Genomic DNA, 22,573 nt, shown 5'->3' with positions numbered 1-22,573 from the left:
CGCATGAGCACGCCTTTCTACGTCGCGCCCGAGCAGCAGATGAAGGACCGCGCCGACTTCGCCCGCAAGGGCATCGGCCGCGGTCGCTCGGTGGTGGTCATGCACTACGCCGACGGCATCCTCTTCGTCGCCGAGAACCGGTCGCAGGCCCTGCACAAGGTCAGCGAGATCTACGACCGGATCGGCTTCGCCGCCGTCGGCCGCTACAACGAGTTCGAGAACCTGCGCACCGCGGGGATCCGCTACGCCGACCTGCGCGGCTACAGCTACGACCGGACCGACGTCACGGGCCGGGGTCTGGCCAACGCCTACGCGCAGCTGCTGGGCACGATCTTCTCCTCGGGCGGGGAGAAGCCCTACGAGGTCGAGATCATCGTCGCCGAGCTCGGCGCGACCGACCAGCTGGACCAGATCTACCGGCTCACCTACGACGGCTCGGTGGCCGACGAGACCGACTTCGCCGTGATGGGCGGCTCGGCCGAGGTGATCACCGAGACCGTCCGGCGGGGGTTCCGGCCCGACCTGAGCCTGGTCGCCGCCGTCCGGCTGGCCGTCGGCGCCCTCGCCTCCGACGGCGGCCCGAACGCGCCGGCCCGCGAGCTGGGCGACCAGGCGCTGGAGGTGGCGATCCTCGACCGCAACCGCGCGCTGCCGCGGAAGTTCCGCCGGCTGCAGGGCGCGCGGCTCGCCGACCTGCTGCGCGGGGAGGCCGAGAGCGGCGACCCCGGCCACGAGACGGCACCGCAGCTCGCCCCGCAGCCGCTGCCGGAGACCGAGCTGCCCACGGGGGACACCGGCCCCGGCGCGCCCGGTCCCGCCCAGCCCACCTCGTGACGGGGGAGCGCCGGACCGCGGTCGTCATCGGCACCGGCCTCATCGGGGCCAGCCTGGCCCTGGCGCTGACCGCCGACGGCTGGACGGTGCACCTGCAGGACCGCACCAGCAGCCACGCGCGGGTGGCCGCGGGCCTCGGGGCCGGCGTCCTCGATAAGCCGGAGCCCGGCGTCGTCGACCTGGTCGTCGTCGCCGTCCCGCCGGCGGCCATCGCCGCCGTCGTGCGGCAGAGCCTGCAGACCTTCCCGGCCGCCACGGTCACCGACGTCGGCTCGGTGAAGGCCGGCGTCCTCGACGCGCTGTGGGACGGCGACGCCGACCTCGGCCGCTACGTCGGGTCGCACCCGATGGCCGGCTCGCAGCACTCGGGGCCGGTGACCGCGCACGCCGACCTCTTCGACGGCCGCACCTGGGTGGTGGCCCCGCACCGGCGCTCCCGCGAGGAGTCCGTGCAGGACGTGCTGGCCCTCGTCCGCGCCTGCCGGGCCCGCGAGGTCGTGATGGACGTCGACGACCACGACGCCGCCGTCGCCCGCGTCTCGCACCTGCCGCACCTGATGTCGGTGCTGATGGCCGGCCACCTCACCGCCGTCCCGACCTCGGACCTGCTGCTGGCCGGGCAGGGCCTGCGCGACGTCACCCGGATCGCCGGCAGCGACCCGGGGCTGTGGCAGCAGATCCTCAGCGCCAACGCGACCGCGGTCCTGGCCGAGCTCCGCGCCGTCTCGGGCGAGCTCGCCGGGCTGATCCGCTCGCTGGAGACCGGCACCACCACCGGGGAGCTGGAGGAGCAGCTGGCGCGCGGCGTCGACGGCACCCGGCGCATTCCCGGCAAGCACGGGGCGGCGCCAGCCACCTACCACCAGGTGGTCGTCGAGATCCCCGACACCCCGGGCGCGCTCGGCCGGCTGTTCGCCGAGGTCGGCGCCGCTGGCGTCAACGTCGAGGACATCGCCATCGAGCACGACCAGGCCCGCGAGATCGGCTACCTCGCGCTGTCCGTCGCGCCGGAGCAGGCGGACGACCTGCTCGCCACGATGCGGGCCGGCGGCTGGTCCGTCGGCTCCTGAGCCGCGCGCGGACCGGGGTCTGTCAGCGCCTCCCGGTACGCTGGCCCGCGTGTCAGAGGCAACGAGAGTCCAAGGTCCGCGCACCGCCGCGCCCTCCGGGGAGCGGCTCGTGGTGGCCATCGACGGTCCCAGCGGGTCCGGGAAGTCCAGCACCGCGCGGGGGGTCGCCGACCGTCTCGGCCTGGCCTTCCTCGACACCGGGGCGATGTACCGGGCGGCCACCTGGCTCGCCGTGCACGAGGGCCTCGACCTCGCCGACACCGACGCCGTGGCCGCCCTGGTCCGCGCCGCTGTCTTCGACATCGCCCTCGACCCGGCCAGCCCCACGATCGCGGTCAACGGCCACGACGTCACCCAGGCCATCCGGGCGCCCGAGGTCTCGGCCGCGGTCAGCGCCGTCGCGACCAACCTCGACGTCCGCGCCGACCTCGTGGCCCGCCAGCGCCGGCTGATCGCCGACGCCCCGGCCGGCGTCGTCGCCGAGGGCCGCGACATCACCACCGTCGTGGCGCCCGACGCCCACGTCCGGGTCCTGCTGGTGGCCGACCCGGCCGCCCGGGTCGCGCGCCGGCAGGCCGAGCTGGGCACCGCCGTCGACGCCGCCGCCGTCACCGACCAGGTGATCCGCCGCGACGCCGACGACTCCACCGTGGCGCAGTTCCACGACGCCGCGCCCGGGGTCACCGTCGTCGACTCCACCCACCTCGACCTGGCCCAGGTCATCGAGGCGATCTGCGAGCTGGCCCCCGGCCGCGCCGGGGCCGAGCCACGTCCGTGATCGCCGGCATCAGCCCGGACCTGCCGCACACCGACGAGCTGCCCCCCGCCAAGGAGTGGGGGCTGCGGCTGCTGCGGGTGCCGGTCCGGCTGGTGCTCAGCACGTGGTGGCGGGTGCGGGTGCACGGCCGCCAGCACGTGCCGCGCCGCGGCCCCGTCATCCTGGCCGCCAACCACCTCGGCTTCCTCGACGGGCCGGCCCTGGTGGCCTTCACCCGCCGGCGGACCTTCACCGTGGCCAAGACCGAGCTGTTCCACGGGGTGCTGGGGCACCTGCTCACCTACGTCGGGCAGATCCCGGTGCACCGGCACGAGCCGGACACCCGGGCCATCGACCGGGCCGTCCAGGTGCTCCGCGCGGGCAAGGTGCTCGCGCTGTTCCCCGAGGGCCGGCGGACCGGCGGCGAGGTCGCCCACGCCCACCGGGGCGCGGCCTACCTGGCCATGGTCACCGGGGCGCCCGTGGTGCCGGTGGCGCTGCTGGGCACCCGCGAGCCCGGGCACACCGACGCCCAGCTGCCCCGTCGCGGCGGGCCGGTGCACATCGTCTACGGGGAGCCGCTGCAGCTGCCCCGCGAGCCGTGGCCGCGGCGCCGCGACGAGGTCGCGCGCTGGACCGAGCACGTCCGCCGGCACCTGGCCGAGCACGTCGTGGCCGCGCAGGCCCTGACCGGACTACCCTTGCCAGGGCCGCCGAAGGCCAAACCGCGCCTCACCCGGCACTGAGTCCGCCCCCGCGGCGACCGCGCCGGGTTCCACCGCGTCGTGAGACGCAGATCTGAAGTGAGCACATGACCGACCTCGAGACCGCCGACGCGGCCCCGATCCTGCCGGTGGTGGCCGTCGTCGGCCGCCCCAACGTGGGCAAGTCGACCCTGGTCAACCGCATCATCGGCCGCCGCGAGGCCGTCGTGCAGGACGTCCCCGGCGTGACCCGGGACCGGGTGTCCTACGACGCCGACTGGAACGGCAAGCAGTTCGTCCTCGTCGACACCGGCGGCTGGGCCCCCGACGCCAAGGGCATGGCCGCCCAGATCGCCGAGCAGGCCGAGCTGGCCATCGCCGCCGCCGACGCCGTCCTCTTCGTCGTCGACGCCACCGTCGGCACCCAGGACGTCGACGAGGCGGTGGTGCAGATCCTGCGCCGCAGCGGCAAGCCCGTCGTCCTGGCCGCCAACAAGGTCGACGACCAGCGTTCCGAGGCCGAGGCCGCCACCATGTGGAACCTCGGGCTGGGCGAGCCCTTCCCCGTCTCGGCGCTGCACGGCCGCGGCAGCGGCGACCTGCTCGACGCGATCCTGGAGGCCATCCCCGAGGCGCCGCGCGAGGTCGTCCAGGCCGAGCGCGGCCCCCGCCGGATCGCCATCGTCGGCAAGCCGAACGTCGGCAAGTCGAGCCTGCTCAACAAGGTCTCCGGGCAGCAGCGGGTCGTCGTCGACAACGTGGCCGGCACCACCGTCGACCCGGTCGACGAGCTGGTCGAGGTCGACGGCACCATCTACAACTTCATCGACACCGCCGGCATCCGGCGCCGCGTGAAGGAGGCGTCGGGCCACGAGTTCTACGCCTCGCTGCGCACCCACGGCGCCATCGAGCGGGCCGAGGTGTGCGTCGTCGTCATCGACGCCAGCGAGCCCGTCACCGAGCAGGACCTGCGCATCCTCACCTCGGTCGAGGAGGCCGGGCGCGGCCTGGTCATCGCCTTCAACAAGTGGGACCTCACCGACGAGGAGCGCCGCCGCTACCTCGACCGCGAGATCGAGCGCGACCTCGTCCAGTTCGGCTGGGCCTCGCACGTCAACATCTCCGCCACCACCGGCCGGCACGTCGACCGGCTCGGCCCGGCGATCCAGGAGGCGCTCGCCGGCTGGGAGACGCGCATCTCGACGGGCAAGCTCAACGCCTTCCTCGGCCGCATCGTCGCCGCCCACCCGCACCCGGTGCGCAGCGGCAAGCAGCCGCGGATCCTCTTCGGCACCCAGGCCCAGGCCGGCCCGCCGACCTTCGTGCTGTTCACCTCCGGCCAGATCGACCCGGGCTACGTCCGGTTCGTCGAGCGGCGGCTGCGCGAGGAGTTCGGCTTCGTCGGCACGCCGGTGCACGTCGAGGTCCGGGCGCGCGAGAAGCGCAAGGACCGCTCCTGACGTCCCTGCCCTGACGTCCCCGCCCTGACGTCCCTGCCCTGACGTCCTCGCCCTGACCCCGGTGGGTCAGGGCGTCCCGTCCGGCGCCCGAGCCGGCAGCTCGACGACCAGGGTGAGCCCGCCGCCCGGGGTCTCCCTCGCGTCCAGGGTGCCGGCCATCGCCTCGGTGAGCCCGCGCGCCACCGCGAGCCCGAGGCCCAGCCCGTCGCCCTGGGGCACATCGCCCAGGCGCTGGAACGGGGTGAACAGGTCCTCGCGCGCACCGCCGGGGACACCGGGCCCGTGGTCGGTGACCCGGAGCTGGACACGGGGGCTGCCGTCGGACCCGCGCGCGGGACCGCTGGTGATCTCCACCGGGGCCCCGGCGCCGTGCCGGAGCGCGTTCTCGACGAGGTTGGCGACCACGCGGTCGAGCAGGCCGGCGTCGGCCCGGGCCGTCGGCGTCGCGGGGTCGAGGCGCAGGACGACGCGCCCGGCGTCCGGCAGCGGCTCCAGCGCCCAGCCGACGGCGCTCTCCAGGTCGACCTCGCCCAGCAGCGGGCTGAGCGTGCCCATCTGGAGCCGGCTGAGGTCCAGCAGGTTGCCGACGAGGTTCTCCAGCCGGTCGGCGCCGATCTCGACGGCGGCCAGCAGCTCGGCCTCGTCCGCGGCCGACCAGGTGACCGACGGGTCGCGGAGGCTGCCGACCGCCGCCTTGATCCCCGCCAGCGGGGTGCGCAGGTCGTGCGAGACGGCGGCGAGCAGGGCGGTCCGGGTCCGGTCCGCCTCGGCCAGCTCAGCCGCGTGCCGGGACTCGGCCAGGGCCTCGCGGCGCTCGCGGACCACCGCGAAGTGCGCGGCGTAGGCCGACATCAGGCGCTGGTCGGCCGCGTCGAGGGGGTGCCCGCGGAGAACCACGGCGACGTCGGAGGACACGGTGATCCGGGCGTCCCCGCCGTCGGGGGTGCCCGGGGCGTCGCCGACGACGGCCTCGGCCGTCCAGCCCTCGTCGGTGCGCCGCAGGATCGCCGCCCCCGTCATGGCGAACACCTCGCACACCTTCTGCAGCAGCTCGGCGGGGTTGTCGCCGGTGTGCAGCAGCGTGTGGGAGAGCACGGCGAGCGCGTTCGCCTCGGCCCGGGCGCGGGTGGCCTGCTCGGTGCGCCTCGCGGCCCGGTCGACGACGGTGGCGACGGCCACGCCGGTGAGCAGGAAGACCGCGAGCGCGAGCGCGTTCTCAGGGTCGGCGATGGTCAGCGTGCCGGTGGGGGGCACGAAGAGGACGTTGAGCAGCAGGCTGCTGAGGACGGCGCCCAGCACGGCGGGCAGCAGCCCGCCGACGAGGGCGGTGGCGACCACGAGGGCCATGAAGAGCATCGACTCGGTGGGCAGGGCGTGCAGGTCGGGGCTGGCGGTCAGCAGCGCGGCCAGGGCCAGGCTGCCGGGCACGGCCATCAGGTGCCCGCCGACCCGCCGCCGGCGGCTCACGGTCGCGCGTCGGCGGCCCGTGCCGGCACCCCGCCGGGCGTAGGGGTGGGTGACCACGTGCACGTCGATGTCGCCGGACTCGGCGATGACCACCTCGCCCACGCCGGGGCGGAGCAGGCTGGCGGGCCGGCTGCGGCGGCTGGCGCCGATCAGCACCTGGGTGGCGTTGACCCCGCGGGCGAAGTCCAGCAGGCCGGCGGCGACGTCGGCGGCCACGACGGCGTGGAAGGTCCCGCCCAGCCCGGCGGTGGTGACGCGCAGCTTCTCCAGCTGGACGGCCGAGACCCCGGCCAGCCCGTCGCGGCGGGTGACGTAGACCGCCATCCACTCCCCGCCGGTGCTGCGCGAGGCGATCCGGGCGGCGCGCCGCAGCAGCGCCGTCGACTCCTCCAGCCCGGACACCGCCACCACCACGCGCTCGCGGGTGGCCCAGGTGGCGTCGATCCCGTGGGCGCTGCGGTAGCGGTCGAGGCCCTCGTCCACCCGGTCGGCGAGCCACAGCAGGGCGAGCTCGCGCAGGGCCGCGAGGTTGCCCTCGCGGAAGTAGTGGGTGAGCGCGTGCTCGACCTTCTCGGCCGGGTAGATGTTCCCGTGGGCCATCCGCCTCTGCAGCGACTGCGGGCTCATGTCGACGAGCTCGACGGCAGCGGCCCGGACCACCGCGTCGGGGACGGTCTCGCCCTGCCGGATGCCGGTGATCGCCTCCACCACGTCGTTCAGCGACTCCAGGTGCTGCACGTTCAGGGTGGTCACCACGTCGATGCCGGCGGCGAGGAGCACCTGCACGTCCTGCCAGCGCTTGGCGTGCGTGCCCGGGTGGCGCCGCCGGTGGTCCTCGTCGAAGGCGTTGGTGTGGGCCAGCTCGTCGACGAGGACCACCTGGGGCCGTCGGGCCAGCACGGCGTCGAGGTCCATCTCCGTCGTCTCGACGCCCCGGTAGCCGACCGGCTGGCGGGGGACCACCTCCAGGCCCTCGACGGCCTCCGCCGTGCGCGGGCGGCCGTGGGTCTCGACGTAGCCGACGACGACGTCGGTGCCGCGCTCGGCGCGCCGGTGCCCCTCGTCGAGCATGGCGAAGGTCTTCCCGACGCCGGGGGCGGCGCCGAGGTAGACCCGGAGCTGCCCGGGGTGGCTCACCGCCGCCTCAGGACCGGGCCGCGAGCGCGGCGTTCAGCTCGACGACGTTGACCCGCGGCTCGCCGAGGAAGCCCAGGGTGCGGCCCGAGGTGGCCGCGGCGACCAGCTCCGCAACCTCCGCGCGGTCCAGGCCGCGCTCCCGCGCCACCCGGTCCTCCTGCAGGCGCGCGTAGGCGGGGGAGACGAAGGCGTCGAGCCCGGAGGCCGAGGCGGTCAGGGCGTCCGCGGGGACGTCGGCGGGGGCGACGCCCTCGCGGGCGGCCACGGCGGCGCGGCGCTCGGCGATGGCGGCCAGCAGGTCGGGGTCGGAGGGCCCGGCGTTGGAGCCGCCGCTGGCCTGGGCGTCGTAGTCGCCGGCGGAGGGCCGGGGCTGGAACCACTGGTCGCCCTCCACCGCCTGCCCGAGGAGGGTGGAGCCGCGGACGGCGCCGTCGGCGACGAGCAGCGAGCCGCGGGCCCGGTCGGGGAAGGCGACCTGACCGAGCCCCCAGACCGCGGCGGGGTAGGCGACGCCGAGGAGGACGGTGAGGACGGCGAGCAGGCGCACGCCGGTGAGGAGCTGGCGGAGGGTCATGGTGGTCACAGTCCTGGGAGGAGGGAGACGAGGAGGTCGATGATCTTGATGCCGACGAAGGGCACGACGACGCCGCCGACGCCGTAGAGCAGCAGGTTGCGGCGGAGCACGTCGGCCGCGGGTCCGGGCCGGTACCGCACGCCGCGCAGGGCGAGCGGGATGAGGGCCACGATCACCAGGGCGTTGAAGATCACCGCGGAGAGGATGGCGGACGACGGCGACGAGAGGCGCATGACGTTCAGCGTCTGCAGGCCGGGGTGGACGGCCACGAACATGGCGGGGATGATCGCGAAGTACTTGGCGACGTCGTTGGCGATCGAGAAGGTCGTCAGCGCCCCGCGGGTGATCAGCAGCTGCTTGCCGATGGCCACGACCTTGATCAGCTTGGTGGGGTCGGAGTCGAGGTCGACCATGTTGCCCGCCTCCTTGGCCGCGGCGGTGCCGGAGTTCATCGCCACCCCGACGTCGGCGGCGGCCAGCGCGGGGGCGTCGTTGGTGCCGTCGCCGGTCATCGCGACCATCCGGCCGCCGGCCTGCTCCTCCTTGATCAGCGCCATCTTGTCCTCGGGCGTGGCCTCGGCGAGGTAGTCGTCGACGCCCGCCTCGGCGGCGATCGCGGCGGCGGTCCGCGGGTTGTCGCCGGTGATCATCACCGTCCGGATCCCCATCGAGCGCAGCTCGGCGAAGCGCTCGGCGATGCCGGGCTTGACGACGTCCTTGAGGTGGACGACGCCGAGGACCTCGGACCGCGCGCCGGTCCGCTCGGCCACGACGAGCGGCGTGCCGCCCGAGGCCGAGACCCGCTCGACGAGCGCGTCCAGCCCGTCCGGGGTCCGGCCCAGCCAGGCCGCGACGGCGGAGGCCGCACCCTTGCGGATCTGCCGGTCCCCGACGTCGACGCCGGACATCCGCGTCTGGGCGGTGAAGGCGAGGTAGGTGGCCCCGTCCGGCAGGTCGTCGTCGTCGGCCCCCTGGGCGAGGGCGAGCTGGACGACCGAGCGGCCCTCGGGGGTCTGGTCGGCCAGGCTGGACCAGCGGGCGACGTCGCGCAGCCGGGCCGGGTCGACGCCCGTGAGCGGCAGCAGCTCGGCCGCCTGCCGGTTGCCGTAGGTGATGGTGCCGGTCTTGTCGAGCAGCAGGGTGCTGACGTCCCCGGCGGCCTCGACGGCGCGGCCCGACATGGCCAGCACGTTGGCCTGCACGAGCCGGTCCATGCCGGCGATGCCGATGGCGCTCAGCAGGGCGCCGATCGTGGTGGGGATCAGGCACACCAGCAGGGCGACCAGGACGACGACGGGTTGGCGCTGACCGGAATAGGTGGCCAGCGGCTGGATCGTCACGACGGCGAGCAGGAAGATCAGCGTCAGGCCGGACAGCAGGATGGACAGCGCGACCTCGTTCGGGGTCTTGCGGCGCTGCGCCCCCTCGACAAGGCCGATCATCCGGTCGAGGAAGGACTCGCCGGCGGCCGCGGTGATCCGGACGACGACCTCGTCGCTGAGCACGGTGGTGCCGCCGGTCACGGCCGAGCGGTCGCCGCCGGCCTCGCGGATCACCGGGGCCGACTCGCCGGTGATGGCGGACTCGTCGACGCTCGCCACGCCCTCGACGACGTCGCCGTCACCGGGCACGACCTGGCCGGCGCTGACGCGGACGCGGTCGCCGACGACCAGCTGGGTGCTGGGCACCGCGTTCTCGCCGCCGTCGGGGTCCACCCGGCGGGCGACGGTGTCGGTGCGGGTGGCCCGCAGCGAGGCGGCCTGCGCCCGTCCCCGGCGCTCGGCGACGGACTCGGCGAGGTTGGCGAACAGCACCGTCAGCCAGAGCCACACCGCGATGGACACGGAGAAGACGCCGGGCTCGGCGACCGCCGCGACCGTGGTGACGACGGAGCCGATCCAGACGATGAGCACCACCGGGCTGGTCCACAGGTGCCGGGGGTCGAGCTTGCGGAACGCCTCGGGCAGGGCGGCGGCGAGCTGGCCGCGCAGCGGTGCGGTGCCCGCGCGGGAGCGGCGGTCGGAGCTGGTGCTGGTCAGCACCGCGTCGAGGTCGGGGTCGGTGAGCGGGGAGAGGGTCATGAGAGCGCCTCGGCGATCGGCCCGAGCGCGAGCCCGGGGAAGAAGGTGAGACCCGTGACGAGGAGGACCACGCCGACGAGCAGGGTGACGAACAGCGGGGTGGTGGTGGGCAGCGTCCCGGGGGTGACCGGGACCGGCCGGGCCTGCGCCAGCGACCCCGCCAGGCCGAGGACGAGGACGATCGGCAGCAGCCGGCCGACGAGCATGGCGGCGGCGAGGGTGTACTGGAAGAAGTCGGAGGTCACGGTGATCCCGCCGAAGGCGCTGCCGTTGTTGTTCGCCGCCGAGGCGTAGGCGTAGAAGACCTCCGACAGGCCGTGCGCACCGGCGTTGCCCTGGGCGTCCGGGGTGCTGGGCAGCGCCATCGCGACGCCGAGCCCGATCAGCACGAGCGCGGGCGAGGCGAGCACGTAGAGCGACACGAAGGTCATCTCCCGCGCGCCGATCTTCTTGCCGAGGAGCTCCGGCGTGCGCCCGACCATCAGCCCGGCGACGAAGGTGGCCAGGATGGCGGCCACCAGCATCCCGTAGAGGCCGGAGCCGGTCCCGCCCGGCGAGACCTCGCCGAGCAGCATGTTGACGAGCACGACCCCGCCACCGGCCGGGCTCAGCGAGTCGTGCATGGCGTTGACGGCGCCGGTCGAGGTGCCGGTGGTGGAGACGGCGAACAGGGCGCTCGTCCAGGGGCCGAACTGGGTCTCCTTGCCCTCCAGGGCGGCGCCCGCGGCCCCGGCGGCGAGCCCGGCCCCGCTCGTCTCGGCCCAGGTGGTCAGGGCCAGGGCCCCGGCCCAGAGGACGGTCATGGCCGCCAGCACGGCGCGGCCCTGCCGCCGGTCGCCCAGCATCGTGCCCAGGGTCCGGGTGAGCGCGACGGGGATGACCAGCATGAGGAAGACCAGGAACAGGTTGGTCAGCGGGTTCGGGTTCTCGAAGGGGTGGGCGGAGTTGGCGTTGAAGAAGCCGCCGCCGTTGGTGCCGAGCTGCTTGATGACCTCCTGGGAGGCCACCGGACCGCCGGGCAGGGTCTGGCTGCCCCCGGTCACCGTGGTCACCACGGTGTCGGGGGCGAAGTTCTGGATGACCCCACCGGCGACCAGCACGAGGGCGCCGACGACCGAGATCGGCAGCAGGACCCGCAGCACCACCCGGGTCAGGTCGACCCAGAAGTTCCCCAGCTCGCCGGTCCGGGAGGCCACGAAGCCCCGGATCAGCGCGGCCGCGACGGCGATCCCGACGGCGGCCGAGACGAAGTTCTGCACCGCGAGGCCGGTCATCTGCGCGGTGTGGCCGAGCGTGGACTCCCCGCCGTAGGACTGCCAGTTGGTGTTCGTCACGAAGGAGACAGCGGTGTTCAGCGCCATCGCGAAGCCCATCCCCGGCAGCCCGCGGTCGAAGGGGAGGGCGGACTGGCCCATGAGGATCGCCACCAGGGCCACGACCGAGACGGCCGAGAAGGCCAGCACGGCGACGGCGTAGCTCCGGGCGCTCTGCCGGCCGTCGGGGTCGACGCCGGCGGCGCGGTAGACGAGGCGCTCGACGCGGGAGTGGCGGACCGGCGTGAGCACGCGCGCGAGGTGGTCGCCGAGGGGCACGTACGCGAGGGCCAGCAGCAGGACGAGCAGGCCGGTGGTGGCCAGGCCGGCGGCGGCGTCGGAGAGGGCCGGCATCAGAACCTCTCGGGGAGGACGAGGGTGGCCAGCAGGTAGACGACGAGGGCGGCCACCCCCAGCAGCAGGGCGATCGACAGCAGGGACATGGCTCCAGCCCACACCGCGGCCGTCGTGGTCCGACCGGTCTTGACAGCGTCTTGACGGCTCTTGACGCCGTCTTGACGGGGTCCCTACTCCGCGGCCAGCACCGCCCGGACGGAGCGGCGGGCGCCGAGGGCGGCGGGCACGAGGGCGGCGGCGGCGAGCACGACGAGCTCGGCCGCGGCGGTCACCCCGGCGGCGCGGAAGCCGGGCCCCGTCGCCGGTCCGAGCAGGGGTGCCCCGACCGCCGCGAGCCCGACGGCCGTGGTCACCGCGACGGCGACCAGGCCGAGCAGGGCGGCGGTGACGACGTAGATGACGGCCTCCGCGAGCGCGGCCAGCAGGACCAGGCCCGGGGTGCCGCCGGCGGCCCGCACCAGGGCGGCCTCGCGGTGGCGGGGGCCGGCGGACATCAGGACCGTGACGACGGCGCCCAGGACCGACAGCAGCACCGGCCCGCCCACCAGCAGGACGACGGTGGGCAGCGACACCGGGCTGACGGTGCCAGCCTCCGCCGGTCCGGCCGTGGCGACGGCGCCGGCCGCGGACAGGCTGCCGGTGAGCGCGCACGCGACGAGCAGCGGGCTGATGGCCGCCGCGCTGCGCCCGGTGCGGTGGGCGGCGCTGGCCCGGGCGAGGAACCACGCCGACGAGAGCCGGACGGGGACGAGCCGGGTCCACGCCCGCAGCACCGCCGGGACGACGAGCGGGCCGAGCGCGACCAGCACGCCGGCCACCAGCAGACCGGTCAGCAGCAGCGGGGGCTGCAGCCGGTCGGCGGGCCGGCCGCCGAGGCTGGCGAGCACGGCGACGAGGACCCCGAGCAGGACCACCGCCAGCACCCACCGGCCCGCGCCCGCGCGGGTGCCGGGCGGGTCGGGGTCGCGCAGCACGGCGGTGGCGGCGACCCGGGACGCCCGTCGGGCGCTGCGTCCGCCGCTGAGGCCGACGACGACCACGACCACCACGACGACCGCGGCCGCGCTGAGCCCGCCGAACCGGACCTCGACCATCCCCAAGCCGGGTGCGGCCCCCACCGTGCGGGCGAACAGGGGCGCCAGCAGGGGGACGGCGAGCGCGGTGCCGCCCAGGGCCCCGACCAGCCCGGCCAGCAGGAGCTGTGCCCGGACCACCCGTCGGACGGCGGCCGGGCTGATCCCGAGCAGCAGCCACAGGGCGTGGCTGCGCTGCTGCAGCACCACCGTCAGGTCGGCGGCCGACGCCAGCACGACGACGGCGGCCACCGTCGTCGTCGCCACGACGAGCCCGCCGATCGCGTAGAGCGCCAGACCGACGTCCCCGCCGGTCCGGGCCGCCGTCTCGAGGTCGGCGGCGGCGGTGCTGAGGACCAGGGCGGCCGCGGCGGCGACGACGGTGACGCCGAGCCAGACCCGGGCGTGCTGCAGCAGGTCGGCGAGCACCAGGCGCAGCATCAGGCCGGGCCCGGCTGCTCGGCCCGGGTGACCGCGGCGAGGACCTCGGCCGCGGTCGGGTGCACCAGCTCGGCGTGCAGCCGGCCGTCGCGCAGGACCAGGACGCGGTCCGCCCGCGCGGCCGCCTCCAGGTCGTGGGTGACCATGACGACGGAGCGGTGCTGGTCGACGACCTCTCGCAGCAGCGCGAGCACCTCGGCGCCGCGGGCGGTGTCCAGCGCCCCGGTCGGCTCGTCGGCGAAGACGAGGTCGGGCCCGCTGGCCAGCACCCGGGCGATCGCCACCCGCTGCTGCTGGCCGCCGGAGAGGGCGGCGGGCTTGTAGCGGGCGCGGTCGGCGAGCCCGACCCGCCGCAGGGCGTCGTCGACGACGGCGGGGGAGACCCGCCCACGGGCGAGCCGCGCGGGCAGCGCGACGTTCTCCCAGGCGTGGAGGGAGGTGATGAGGTTGTAGGACTGGAAGACGAAGCCGACGTGGTCGCGGCGCAGCGCCGCCAGCGCGCGGGGCCGCAGGCCCGCCAGCGGGGTGCCCAGCACCGACACCGACCCGGTCGTCAGCGGCTCGAGCCCGGCCAGGCAGTAGAGCAGGGTCGACTTGCCCGAGCCGCTGGGCCCGACGACGGCGACCAGCTCGCCCGGCGCGACGGCGAGGGTGACGTCGCGCAGCACCTCCACCGCCCCCGCGCCGTCCTGGGCCGGGAAGCTCTTGCCGACGCCGCGGGCCTCGAGCAGCGGGGCCGGGGCGCTCACCGTCGGGCAGCGGCGCCCGTGCGGGCGGCCACGAAGTCGTCGAAGGTCTGCAGGGCGGGCTGCAGCCGGCGGGTCCGGGCGACGTCGGCCCGGTAGGCCGGCAGCGTGCCGAGCCAGCCGAACATGGCGCGGCTGTCGTCGTCCCCGACGTCGGCGAGCGGGACGGTCGCCAGCCGGCAGGTGGTCCCGGTCCGGGCGGCGACCACCTCGGTGACCGCCTCGGGCGTCAGCTCGTCGCCGCCGATCTCCAGCCCGTCGGGCGGCACCAGCGCCGGGTCGAGCAGCGCGGCCGCGGCGACCGCGCCGATGTCGGCGACGGCGATCATCTGCAGCGGCACCCCGGGCCGGAGCGGGGTGCGCAGGACGAGGTCCCCGTCGCCGGGCGCCGGGGCCAGCGCGCCCAGGAAGTTCTCCATGAAGAAGACGGGCCGGACGACGCTCGCGGGCACGCCCGAGGCCCGCAGGTGCTCCTCGACGGCCCACTTGCTGGCGAAGTGCGGCACGCCGGAGCCCCGGTCCGCACCGCCGACGGAGCTGTAGACGACGTGCGGCACCCCGGCCGCGGCGGCCGCGTCGACGACCGCCCGGCCCTGCACGACCTCGCCCTCGGGCCCGTGGCCGGCGAACACCGTCATGGCGAACAGGCCGCGCAGTCCCGCCATCGCCGCCGGCAGGCCGGCCGGGTCGTCGGTGTCGGCCCGCACGACGTGGACGCCGTCGGCCGCCAGCGCCCGGCTCCGCGGGTCGTGGACGTCGCGGACCAGCGCCCGGACCCCCGCCCCCCGGGCGCGCAGGGCCCGGACGACGGCGCCGCCCTGCTGGCCGGTGGCGCCCAGCACGCCGAGCTCGCCGTCGGGGACCGGGTGCCCGCCGGCGGTCACGGCGTCTGCAGCAGCGTGTAGACGCGGGCGAGGAGGCCGTCCTCCACCAGCGCGATGTCGAGGCCGCGGACCACCGGCGGCTGCCCCTCGGGCGCCAGCGTCCACGCCAGGTACCCGAGGTCGTGGTTGACCCGGACGGGGCCGTCGGCGGCGAAGACCAGGCCGGGTGCCCCGTCGAGGATCTGCTGCACCTTGGCGTGCAGGGCGTCGTGGCCGGTGAGGCTGTCGTCGGGGTCGAAGAACTGCACCCCCGGGGTGTATGTGCGCGCGATCGCCGCCCGGCGCCGCTCCGGGTCGTGCTCGGCGAACACCTCCAGCAGCTGCGCCGTCATGAGCTCCTCGATCGTGGCCACGTCGGTCCTCCCCGTCGTCCTCGCCGCGGGCAGCCGCCCGCGCGGGCAGCGTAGGAGCGCGATACATGACACGTCAAGCATCGGTCGTGCGGGGTGGACCCTGCCGCCGCGGGCGGCGGACGAGCGCGCGGCGGACGAGCGCGCGGCGCGTTGCTAGGTTGCGGGGGTGGAGTCCGAGGCCGGGTCGTGGGAGCTGGACCCCCTCGAGCTGCGGGCCTGGCGCGGGCTGATCGAGACGACCGCGCTGCTGCGCCGGCGCTCGGACCAGCTGCTGCTCGCCGACTCGGGGCTGTCCGGCAGCGACTACCCGGTGCTCGTCACCCTGCACGAGCTGGGGGAGGGCACCATCCGCCTCACCGAGCTCGCGGAGCGGATCGGCTGGGAGCAGAGCCGGCTGTCCCACCACCTCGTCCGGATGGAGCGGCGGGGGCTGGTGAGCCGGCGCCCGCACGCCGCGGACCGCCGCGGCTCGGAGGTGGTGATCACCGAGCAGGGGCGGACGGTCTTCCTGGCGGCCACGACCGCCCACTCCCGCACCGTGCGCACCCACTTCGCCGACGTGCTGAGCCCCGCCCAGCTGGAGGCGCTGGCTGACGCGATGGAGGCCCTGGCCCGCCACCTCGCGGCGACCGAGGACTGAGCCGGCCCGGGTCGCCCGGGAGCGCGGCCGAGCCCGGGTCAGCGGTCGGCGGCGGCCGCGGCCTGGAGGGCGGCGCGGTCCCGGTGGGGTGCGCCGTCGTCCAGCCAGACGGCGAGCGCGCGCGGGCCGAAGAGGCCGTCGGCCGCCATCGCCGCCGCCCCGACCAGGCCGGCGGTGTCGCTCAGCGGCGAGACGGTCAGGCTGAGCGACTCCGTGGCCACCCGCATGGCGCGGGCGTCGACGGCGGCCCGGACGGCGTCGACGACGACGTCGCCCTCGGCGACCAGGGTGCCGCTGAGCAGCACGAGCGCGGGGTTGAGCAGGGTGACGACGCCGGCCAGCACCGCCCCGGTGCGCTCGCCGGCCCGGGTCAGCACCCGGACGGCCCCCGGGTGCCCGTCGGCCGCGGCCGCGACCAGCGCGCGGACCGCGTCCTCGTCGTCGGCGGGCTGCGGGTCCTGCGCCGGGGCGGGGAGCGGCACACCCTCGGCGCGGGCCTCGTCGAGGAGCGCGGCCGTCGACGCGAAAGTCGAGAGGCAGCCGCGGCCGCCGCACCAGCAAGGCCGCGGCTCCTCCCCGGGCACGGCCAGGTGGCCGATCTCGCCCGCGGCGGCGGCGCCGTGCTGCAGCCGGCCGCCCAGGACGAGACCGCCGCCGATGCTCGGGCCGAGCTTCACCAGGACGACGTCGTCGACCCCGCGCGCCTGGCCGGACCGCAGCTCGCCCAGCGCCATCAGGTTCACCTCGTTGTCCACCCAGACGGGGCGCTCGAGCGCGTCGGCCAGCCGCTGCCGGACCGGGTAGCCGTCCCAGCCGGCCAGCGCCGTGCCCTCGAAGAGGTGCCCGGGGGCGACGTGCCCGAGGTCACGGTCGACGGGCGCCAGCACGCCGACGCCGACCGCCCAGAGCCGTTCCGAGGTCTGGCCGCTGGACTCCAGCAGCCCCCGGAGCGTCGTCGCGATGCCGTCGCAGACGGCTTCCGGCCCGGCGGCCGCACCCAGCGCGAGCTGCTCGCGGACCAGCACCGTCCCGTCCAGCTCGGTCAGCGCCACGGTCGTCTGGTGCAGGTTCATCTGGGCGACGCCGAGCAGACCCCGGTCGGCCTGCAGCCCGACGGTCCGGGGCATCCGGCCCCCCGTCGAGCGGGCCAGCTCGCCCTCGGACACCAGCCCGAGCGCCATCAGCTCCTGGACGCGCTCGGAGACGATCTTGCGGCCGAGCCCGGTGGTCCGCTCCAGCTCCGCGCGGGTCGTCGGGCCGACCTGGCGCAGCACCTGCAGCAGGGCGGCGTGGCTGACCTCGCGGGAGGTGGGCAGGGGCGACATGCGCCCAGTCTGGCGAATGTCGGGCGGTCGGGGGACCGATCGCGTCGTGTCGGGCCCGGCGCCCCGGGCCTGGGTGGGCTGAACTGCGGAGAGCCGACAGCTCCGAGCGGCTCCCGCCTGTCGTCTCCCCGCAGTTCCCGCGCGCGGTCGGTGAACTGGCGCGGGGCGTGACCCAGGTGAACGCTCGTCCGAGCTGAAGACGTCGAGCAGGACGGCTCTGCTCGCGCAAGCCGGCCGACCCCTTACCTCGACGCAGGCCGAGCCGTGGCCGGTGCGAGTGCTGAAGAGAGGCACGTCTGGGCCCGTCTTCTCTGCACCTTCTCAGCACTCGCCGGTGCGACGGGGCCCTTCGACAGGCTCAGGGAGCGGCGGAAGCGGAGGCGAGCAACTGCGGGAGGACGACAGCCCGGACCGGCTCCCCGCTGTCGTCTTCCCGCAGTTGCTGCCTGCGGGCGTGAGTCGGCCTAGCTCGTGGTCGGCGGGTCCTCGGACCGGTCCTCCGCGGTCCGCGCCAGGTGGTCCCGGACGACGTCGGTGCGGACCGCCGGCCGCCCGTCGCCCATCGGCCCGGTCCTGGTCAGCGCCTCGACGAGGCCCGGGAAGCGGGCGTCGAGGTCGGCGCGCCGGAGCTCGCAGAACTGCGCCCGGCCCTCCACCAGCGTGCGGGTCAGGCCCGCCTCGCGCAGCACCTTGAAGTGGTGCGACATCGTCGACTTCGTGACGCCCGTGCCCCACGCGTCGACCCGCTTGGGGTGGGGCCGGCCGTCGGCGAGCACGGTGACGATGTCGAGCCGCGTCGGGTCGGCGAGGGCGCGTAGCACCTGGACCAGGTCGAGGTCGGCCACGTCGGGGACGGGCTGGTCGGTCACGGCGGGCTCCTCACCTCAAGATCGGTTCGACAGTCGTCGAACCGCGGGGTACGGTCACGGTATGACCACCGTCGAACCATCGTACCCGGGCCGACTCGTCGGGGTGCGGCTCGGGCTGCTCGCCGCGGCGCTCTTCGTGGTCGGCACCAACGCCTTCGTCATCGCCGGCGTGCTGCCGCAGATCGCCCTCGGGCTGGGGACCACCGACGCCCGGGTGGGCTACACGATCACCCTCTACGCCGTCGTGGTGGCGGTCGGGTCGCCGGTGCTCTCGATCCTGCTCGCCCACCGCGACCGCGGCCGGCTGATGGCCCTCGCGCTGGGGGTCATCGCCGTCGGCACGGCGACGACGGCCGTCGCGAGCAGCCTCCTCGTGTTCGAGCTGGGCCGGGTGCTGGCGGCCGTCGGGGGAGCGGTCCTGGTGCCGGCGGCCACGGCCGCCGCCCCGTCCCTGCTGCCGCCCGAGCAGCGGGGCCGCGCCCTGGCCGTCGCCGGGCTGGGCTTCACCCTCGCCATCGCCGTGGGTTCGCCGGCGGGGACCGCGCTCGCGGGATCGGGTAGCTGGCGGCTGCCCCTCGGCGTGCTGGCCGGGGTCGGCGCGGCCCTCGCGGTGGCCCTGCTGCTCGTGGTCCGCGACGTCCCCCGGGGGCCGGTCGCCGGGGTCGCCGCCCGGCTCCGGGTGCTGCGCTCGAGGGCGGTGGTGCTCACCCTCGGCTCGGCCCTGCTGCTGACGGCGTCGTTCAACGTCGTCTACATCTTCTCGGCGGCCGCCACGGCGCAGGCGACGGGCGGCTCGAGCCGGCTCCTCGCCGTCCTGCTGCTGGCCTTCGGGGCCGGCGGCGTGCTCGGCACCGCGCTCGCGGGCCGGCTGACCGACCGGCTGGGCAGCCGGCTGATGGTGGCCGTCGCCCTCGGGGCCCAGGTCGTCGCGCTGGCCCTGGTGCCGCTGCTGCAGGGCTCCTACCCCGCGCTGGCGCTGGATTTCGTCGTCTGGGGCGCCGTCGCGTTCGCCGCCGTGATCCCGGTCCAGCACCGGCTGGTGAGCATCGACCCGGCCACCGCCGGCATCGCGCTGTCCTGGTACTCGACGGCGATGTACGTCGGCATCGCCCTCGCCCCGCTGCTGGGCGGGGCGGCGCTCGGCGGGGTCGGCGGGCTGCCCGGCGCCGACCTCGTGCCGCTGGTCGGCGCGGCCCTCGGGCTGGCCACCCTCGCGCTGTTCCTCGTCGGCCACACCGGTCGGCGCCCGCCGCTCGCCGCGGCCTGACGGCGGGTCCGGTGCGCGTCGCGCCGGGGAGGGCGGACGCGCTGCGCCATCCGCTGACCCGGCCCGTCAGTCCCCCAACCCGGTGAGCCGGTCGCAGGCGGCGGCCAGGGCGTCGACGAGGGCGTCGTCGCGCAGCCGTCCGGGCAGCCGGGCCGGGCCGTGGCCCTTCCAGCAGGGGGCGGTGGCGAGGTCGGCGCCGCCCTCGGCCACCGGCAGCGCGCAGAAGGCGAGGGACTCGGCCGAGTCCTGCACCCGTCCGGTCGCGCCCGGGCTCGCGAGTTTCGTCGGCACCCAGCCCGGGTCGAGGGCCGCCGAGGCGAGGTCGGGACGCCGCCGCCCCCAGGCCACGGCCAGCGCGACGTCGCAGGCCTTGCTGTCCCGGTAGGCCTGCTGCGGGTCGGTCACCTCGCCGAGGCGCTCCGGGTCCGGGCGCCCCGAGCCGGCCATCCCCGAGCCGAGCCAGACCACGCGGTCGCGGACGGCGTCGCCGAGCAGGGCCGTCAGCAGGTGCGGGGCCAGCACGTTGACGGCCAGCGTCGTCTCGACGCCGTCGGCCGTCCGGGCCGGCGTGGCCCCGCGGACCCAGACGCCGGCGTTGTGCACCAGGCTGTCGACGCCGCCCGCCTCCCGCACCTGCGCCGCGAGCGCGTGCACCTCGTCGGGCCGCGAGAGGTCGCCGGTCACCAGCCGGGCCGTGCCGGGCCGGTCGGCGAGCTCGGTGAGGACGGGGGCGCCGCGCTCCGCGCTGCGGGCGTGCACGAGGACGTCGTGGCCGCGGGACAGCAGCAGGGCGGCGGTGGCGCGGCCGATGCCGTCGGTGGCGCCGGTGAGGAGGACGGTCGTCATGCCGCCATCGTGCTCCCCGGGTCCGCACCGGCCGGCGCGCCGGTGTATCAGGCCGGCCCGTCCGCTGCTCCTCCCGGTCACCAGGCGCTGCTCGACAGGGACGGCGCTGTCCCGGAAGGACCTGAGATGAACCGCACCACCGTGAGGACCGTCCTGGCGCTGGCCGCCACCACCGCCGTCACCGCGACCACCGTCCTGCCCCTGACCACCGCCAGCGCGGCCCCGGGCGACGAGCCCGCGCGCGGGGTCGTCGTCGCGAAGGGCGGGCTGGTGGGCCACCTCCGGCCCAGCACCCACGCCCCGGACAACTACACCTACCCGCAGGGCTCCGAGGTGACCCTGGACTGCAAGGTGAGCGGGCCCGTCGTCGGCGGCAACCCGCGCTGGTACCTGGTCAACGGCGAGGGCGACGCCAACTGGGTGTCGGCGCGCTACGTCCGCAACGTCGGCCCCGGCCCCGAGCCCTGCGACCCGAGCGACGGGACGTTCGCGGCGAAGACGAAGACGGCGCTCAAGAAGCGGGTCGGCCCCAGCACCGCCGACGCCAGCGCCGGCACCTACGCCAAGGGCGCGAAGCTCCGCGTGCAGTGCTACACCGGCTCGGGCGCCCAGAAGTGGTACCTGACCAGTGCCGGCCGCTGGGTGAGCGCGACGTACGTGACGACGTCGACGAAGGTGCGCTACTGCTCGAACAACAGCTGACGGTCCGTCCCGCGTCACCCGCCGTCCGCGCGCCTCACCCGTGGGGACGGCCGGGTGGCGCAGTCTCGGCGGGTGCCCGTTCCCCGCCTGGTGCCCGGTGACCGCGTCCGGTTCGTCTCGCCCGCGAGCCCGCCGACGCGGGAGGCGGTCGCCCGGGGGGCCGAGGTGGTCAGCGGCTGGGGGCTCCAGGTCGAGCTGGGCGAGCACGTCTTCGACCGCACCGGCTACACGGCCGGCCCCGACGCCGTCCGGCTCGCCGACCTCGACGCGGCGCTGCGCGACCCCGGCGTCCGCGCCGTCTTCGCCACCACCGGCGGCAAGGGCGCCTACCGCATCGCGGCCCACCTCGACGTCGCCGCGGCGCGCGCGCACCCCAAGCCCGTCGTCGGGTTCAGCGACATCACCTTCGTGCACCTCGCCCTACTGCGGGCCGGGGTGCCGGGACCGGTGCACGGCCCCTTCGTCAACTGGACCGACGAGTACTACGACGCGGACTGCACCGAGGCGCTGCGGCGGAGCCTGATGGAGCCGGAGCCCGTGGTGGTCCGCAGCGACCCGGGGGAGTACACGGCGCAGCTCAGCACCGGCGGCTGGGCGACGGGCGTGCTGGTGGGCGGTCACCTCGACAGCGTGAGCCGGGCGGTGGGCTGGGGGCTGCCCTCGCTCGCGGGGGCGATCCTGCTGGTGGAGGACCACCACGGCACCGGGCTCGGCCAGATCGACCGCTGCTTCGCCCAGCTCGCGCACACCGGCCTGCTGGGCCAGCTGCACGGCGTCGCCCTGGGCACGTTCGGCGAGTTCGAGACCACCACCGCCAGCGGGACGACGCTCGCCGACGTGCTGCGGCACTGGCTCGCCCCGCTCGGCGTGCCCGTCCTCGGCGGGCTGCCCGTCGGGCACGGCCTCAACCCCGCCTCCGTCCCGCTCGGCACCAGCGCCATGCTCGACGTCCCGGCCGGGACGCTGACCGTGGACCCGGCCGTCCGGTGAGCCCGCCGCCGGAGCAGGGTCCCGGTGGGGAGCGGCCGCGCGGGCTCGTGTTCTTCGACGTCGACGGGACGCTCGTCCCCGGCGGCTCGTCGAGCAGCTACCTCGCGTCGCACCTCGGCCACCAGCCCGCGCTGGACCGGGCCGAGGAGCGCTACGCCCGCGGCGAGCTGACGAACCAGGAGGTCTGCGCCGTCGACGCCGCCGGGTGGGCGGGCGCCACGCCGGCGGAGGTCGACGGCTGGCTGGCGGACCTGCCGGTGATCCCGGGCGTCGAGCCGGTGCTCGCGTGGTGCCGCGAGCACCACGTGGAACCGGTGCTCGCGTCGCTCGCGTGGCAGCCGGTCGGGGCCTTCCTCGCCCGCCGCTACGGCTTCACCGCCGACGGCGGGCCGCGGGTGGGCATGACCGGGTCGCACTACGACGGGACCGTGGCCGAGGCGTTCGACGAGCACGACAAGCGCGACGGGGCGCTGGCGCTCGCGGCCGTCCGCGGGGTCCCGCTCGCGCACTGCTGCGCGGTCGGCGACAGCCGCTCCGACCTGCCGCTGTTCCGCGCGCTGCCCACGTCCCTGGCGCTCAACGCCGGCGCGGCGGCGCGGGAGGCCGCCTCCGACGTCCTGGACGCCGACGACCTGGTGGCGATCCTGCCCTGGCTGCGGCGCTGGGAGCGCGGGCTCGGCTGA

Annotated in this window: 22 protein-coding genes; 10 read left to right on the top strand and 12 right to left on the bottom strand. The window is 76.0% G+C overall.

Annotated elements, in window-relative coordinates; genetic code table 11:
• Nucleotides 1-3: 3 nt before the first annotated feature.
• From prcA to der, 5 genes are all read left to right on the top strand, one after another.
• Nucleotides 4-834, top strand: a complete 831-nt coding sequence (gene prcA, locus JOF54_RS01685) for a proteasome subunit alpha (protein ID WP_210052425.1) — start codon at nt 4-6, stop codon at nt 832-834.
• Entirely contained in the window at nt 831-1,904 is a 1,074-nt protein-coding gene (locus tag JOF54_RS01680) for a prephenate dehydrogenase (RefSeq protein WP_210052423.1), read from the top strand. Before prcA ends, JOF54_RS01680 begins: the two co-directional genes overlap by 4 nt.
• Before the next feature lie 109 nt (nt 1,905-2,013).
• Nucleotides 2,014-2,682: a (d)CMP kinase gene (gene cmk, locus JOF54_RS01675; protein ID WP_307803715.1), complete on the top strand. Its 669-nt coding sequence runs from the start codon at nt 2,014-2,016 to the stop codon at nt 2,680-2,682.
• Complete coding sequence (locus JOF54_RS01670) at nt 2,679-3,407, top strand: lysophospholipid acyltransferase family protein (protein ID WP_210052419.1); 729 nt, start codon at nt 2,679-2,681, stop codon at nt 3,405-3,407. The genes cmk and JOF54_RS01670 overlap by 4 nt, the downstream gene beginning before the upstream one ends.
• Nucleotides 3,408-3,472: 65 nt before the next feature.
• Complete coding sequence (der, locus tag JOF54_RS01665; protein ID WP_210052417.1) at nt 3,473-4,825, top strand: ribosome biogenesis GTPase Der; 1,353 nt, start codon at nt 3,473-3,475, stop codon at nt 4,823-4,825.
• 66 nt (nt 4,826-4,891) lie between these two features.
• Here der and JOF54_RS01660 read toward each other — a convergent pair whose 3' ends face one another.
• From JOF54_RS01660 to JOF54_RS01625, 9 genes are all read right to left on the bottom strand, one after another.
• On the bottom strand, nt 4,892-7,429 hold the full coding sequence (locus JOF54_RS01660) for a DUF4118 domain-containing protein (RefSeq protein WP_307803714.1): 2,538 nt from the start codon (nt 7,427-7,429) through the stop codon (nt 4,892-4,894).
• A 7-nt stretch (nt 7,430-7,436) separates the two neighbouring features.
• Complete coding sequence (kdpC, locus tag JOF54_RS01655; protein ID WP_210052415.1) at nt 7,437-8,003, bottom strand: potassium-transporting ATPase subunit KdpC; 567 nt, start codon at nt 8,001-8,003, stop codon at nt 7,437-7,439.
• A gap of 5 nt (nt 8,004-8,008) precedes the next feature.
• Complete coding sequence (kdpB, locus tag JOF54_RS01650) at nt 8,009-10,042, bottom strand: potassium-transporting ATPase subunit KdpB (protein WP_372443503.1); 2,034 nt, start codon at nt 10,040-10,042, stop codon at nt 8,009-8,011.
• 38 nt (nt 10,043-10,080) lie between these two features.
• The gene (gene kdpA / locus JOF54_RS01645; protein WP_210052410.1) at nt 10,081-11,751 is read right to left on the bottom strand and encodes a potassium-transporting ATPase subunit KdpA; all 1,671 of its coding nucleotides are present in this window, start codon (nt 11,749-11,751) and stop codon (nt 10,081-10,083) included.
• Entirely contained in the window at nt 11,751-11,840 is a 90-nt protein-coding gene (locus JOF54_RS20605) for a potassium-transporting ATPase subunit F (protein WP_245357920.1), read from the bottom strand. Before JOF54_RS20605 ends, kdpA begins: the two co-directional genes overlap by 1 nt.
• An 84-nt stretch (nt 11,841-11,924) precedes the next feature.
• Complete coding sequence (locus JOF54_RS01640) at nt 11,925-13,268, bottom strand: hypothetical protein (protein ID WP_210052408.1); 1,344 nt, start codon at nt 13,266-13,268, stop codon at nt 11,925-11,927.
• On the bottom strand, nt 13,268-14,017 hold the full coding sequence (locus JOF54_RS01635) for an ABC transporter ATP-binding protein (protein WP_210052406.1): 750 nt from the start codon (nt 14,015-14,017) through the stop codon (nt 13,268-13,270). Before JOF54_RS01635 ends, JOF54_RS01640 begins: the two co-directional genes overlap by 1 nt.
• Nucleotides 14,014-14,898, bottom strand: coding sequence for an NmrA family NAD(P)-binding protein (locus JOF54_RS01630; RefSeq protein WP_210052405.1), 885 nt, complete (start codon nt 14,896-14,898; stop codon nt 14,014-14,016). The genes JOF54_RS01635 and JOF54_RS01630 overlap by 4 nt, the downstream gene beginning before the upstream one ends.
• The gene (locus tag JOF54_RS01625) at nt 14,895-15,251 is read right to left on the bottom strand and encodes a nuclear transport factor 2 family protein (protein ID WP_307803712.1); all 357 of its coding nucleotides are present in this window, start codon (nt 15,249-15,251) and stop codon (nt 14,895-14,897) included. Before JOF54_RS01625 ends, JOF54_RS01630 begins: the two co-directional genes overlap by 4 nt.
• A 166-nt stretch (nt 15,252-15,417) precedes the next feature.
• On the opposite strand from JOF54_RS01625, the gene JOF54_RS01620 reads away from it, so the two are divergent.
• Nucleotides 15,418-15,891: a MarR family winged helix-turn-helix transcriptional regulator gene (locus JOF54_RS01620; RefSeq protein WP_210052402.1), complete on the top strand. Its 474-nt coding sequence runs from the start codon at nt 15,418-15,420 to the stop codon at nt 15,889-15,891.
• 38 nt (nt 15,892-15,929) lie between these two features.
• On the opposite strand, the gene JOF54_RS01615 is transcribed toward JOF54_RS01620, so the two are convergent.
• Both JOF54_RS01615 and JOF54_RS01610 read right to left on the bottom strand, forming a co-directional pair.
• On the bottom strand, nt 15,930-17,216 hold the full coding sequence (locus JOF54_RS01615) for an ROK family protein (RefSeq protein WP_210052401.1): 1,287 nt from the start codon (nt 17,214-17,216) through the stop codon (nt 15,930-15,932).
• A 464-nt stretch (nt 17,217-17,680) separates the two neighbouring features.
• Complete coding sequence (locus tag JOF54_RS01610; RefSeq protein ID WP_210052399.1) at nt 17,681-18,085, bottom strand: ArsR/SmtB family transcription factor; 405 nt, start codon at nt 18,083-18,085, stop codon at nt 17,681-17,683.
• A 61-nt stretch (nt 18,086-18,146) separates the two neighbouring features.
• On the opposite strand from JOF54_RS01610, the gene JOF54_RS01605 reads away from it, so the two are divergent.
• Nucleotides 18,147-19,352 (top strand): MFS transporter, encoded by a 1,206-nt coding sequence (locus JOF54_RS01605; RefSeq protein ID WP_210052396.1) that lies wholly within the window; start codon nt 18,147-18,149, stop codon nt 19,350-19,352.
• 66 nt (nt 19,353-19,418) lie between these two features.
• Here JOF54_RS01605 and JOF54_RS01600 read toward each other — a convergent pair whose 3' ends face one another.
• On the bottom strand, nt 19,419-20,198 hold the full coding sequence (locus JOF54_RS01600; protein WP_210052394.1) for an SDR family NAD(P)-dependent oxidoreductase: 780 nt from the start codon (nt 20,196-20,198) through the stop codon (nt 19,419-19,421).
• A gap of 126 nt (nt 20,199-20,324) precedes the next feature.
• Here JOF54_RS01600 and JOF54_RS01595 point away from each other — a divergent pair, with 126 nt between their 5' ends.
• The 3 genes from JOF54_RS01595 to JOF54_RS01585 all read left to right on the top strand — a co-directional run bounded on the left by JOF54_RS01595 (nt 20,325) and on the right by JOF54_RS01585 (nt 22,573).
• Nucleotides 20,325-20,900, top strand: coding sequence for an SH3 domain-containing protein (locus JOF54_RS01595; protein WP_210052391.1), 576 nt, complete (start codon nt 20,325-20,327; stop codon nt 20,898-20,900).
• A gap of 72 nt (nt 20,901-20,972) precedes the next feature.
• Complete coding sequence (locus JOF54_RS01590; RefSeq protein WP_307803711.1) at nt 20,973-21,890, top strand: S66 peptidase family protein; 918 nt, start codon at nt 20,973-20,975, stop codon at nt 21,888-21,890.
• Nucleotides 21,887-22,573, top strand: coding sequence for an HAD family hydrolase (locus JOF54_RS01585; RefSeq protein ID WP_210052389.1), 687 nt, complete (start codon nt 21,887-21,889; stop codon nt 22,571-22,573). Before JOF54_RS01590 ends, JOF54_RS01585 begins: the two co-directional genes overlap by 4 nt.

Source organism: Microlunatus capsulatus (assembly GCF_017876495.1).
Taxonomy (GTDB): domain Bacteria; phylum Actinomycetota; class Actinomycetes; order Propionibacteriales; family Propionibacteriaceae; genus Microlunatus; species Microlunatus capsulatus.
Note: the sequence above shows the minus strand (reverse complement) of the source record. Positions and strands in the feature narration are given on the sequence as shown.

Excerpts from the sequence above, each read along its gene's own strand:
- prcA (WP_210052425.1), top strand. The coding sequence starts at position 4 with ATGAGCACGCCTTTCTACGTCGCGCCCGAGCAGCAGATGAAGGACCGC.
- der (WP_210052417.1), top strand. The coding sequence starts at position 3,473 with ATGACCGACCTCGAGACCGCCGACGCGGCCCCGATCCTGCCGGTGGTG.
- kdpC (WP_210052415.1), bottom strand. The coding sequence starts at position 8,003 with ATGACCCTCCGCCAGCTCCTCACCGGCGTGCGCCTGCTCGCCGTCCTC.
- kdpA (WP_210052410.1), bottom strand. The coding sequence starts at position 11,751 with ATGCCGGCCCTCTCCGACGCCGCCGCCGGCCTGGCCACCACCGGCCTG.
- JOF54_RS20605 (WP_245357920.1), bottom strand. The coding sequence starts at position 11,840 with ATGTCCCTGCTGTCGATCGCCCTGCTGCTGGGGGTGGCCGCCCTCGTC.
- JOF54_RS01640 (WP_210052408.1), bottom strand. The coding sequence starts at position 13,268 with ATGCTGCGCCTGGTGCTCGCCGACCTGCTGCAGCACGCCCGGGTCTGG.
- JOF54_RS01615 (WP_210052401.1), bottom strand. The coding sequence starts at position 17,216 with ATGTCGCCCCTGCCCACCTCCCGCGAGGTCAGCCACGCCGCCCTGCTG.
- JOF54_RS01605 (WP_210052396.1), top strand. The coding sequence starts at position 18,147 with ATGACCACCGTCGAACCATCGTACCCGGGCCGACTCGTCGGGGTGCGG.
- JOF54_RS01600 (WP_210052394.1), bottom strand. The coding sequence starts at position 20,198 with ATGACGACCGTCCTCCTCACCGGCGCCACCGACGGCATCGGCCGCGCC.
- JOF54_RS01595 (WP_210052391.1), top strand. The coding sequence starts at position 20,325 with ATGAACCGCACCACCGTGAGGACCGTCCTGGCGCTGGCCGCCACCACC.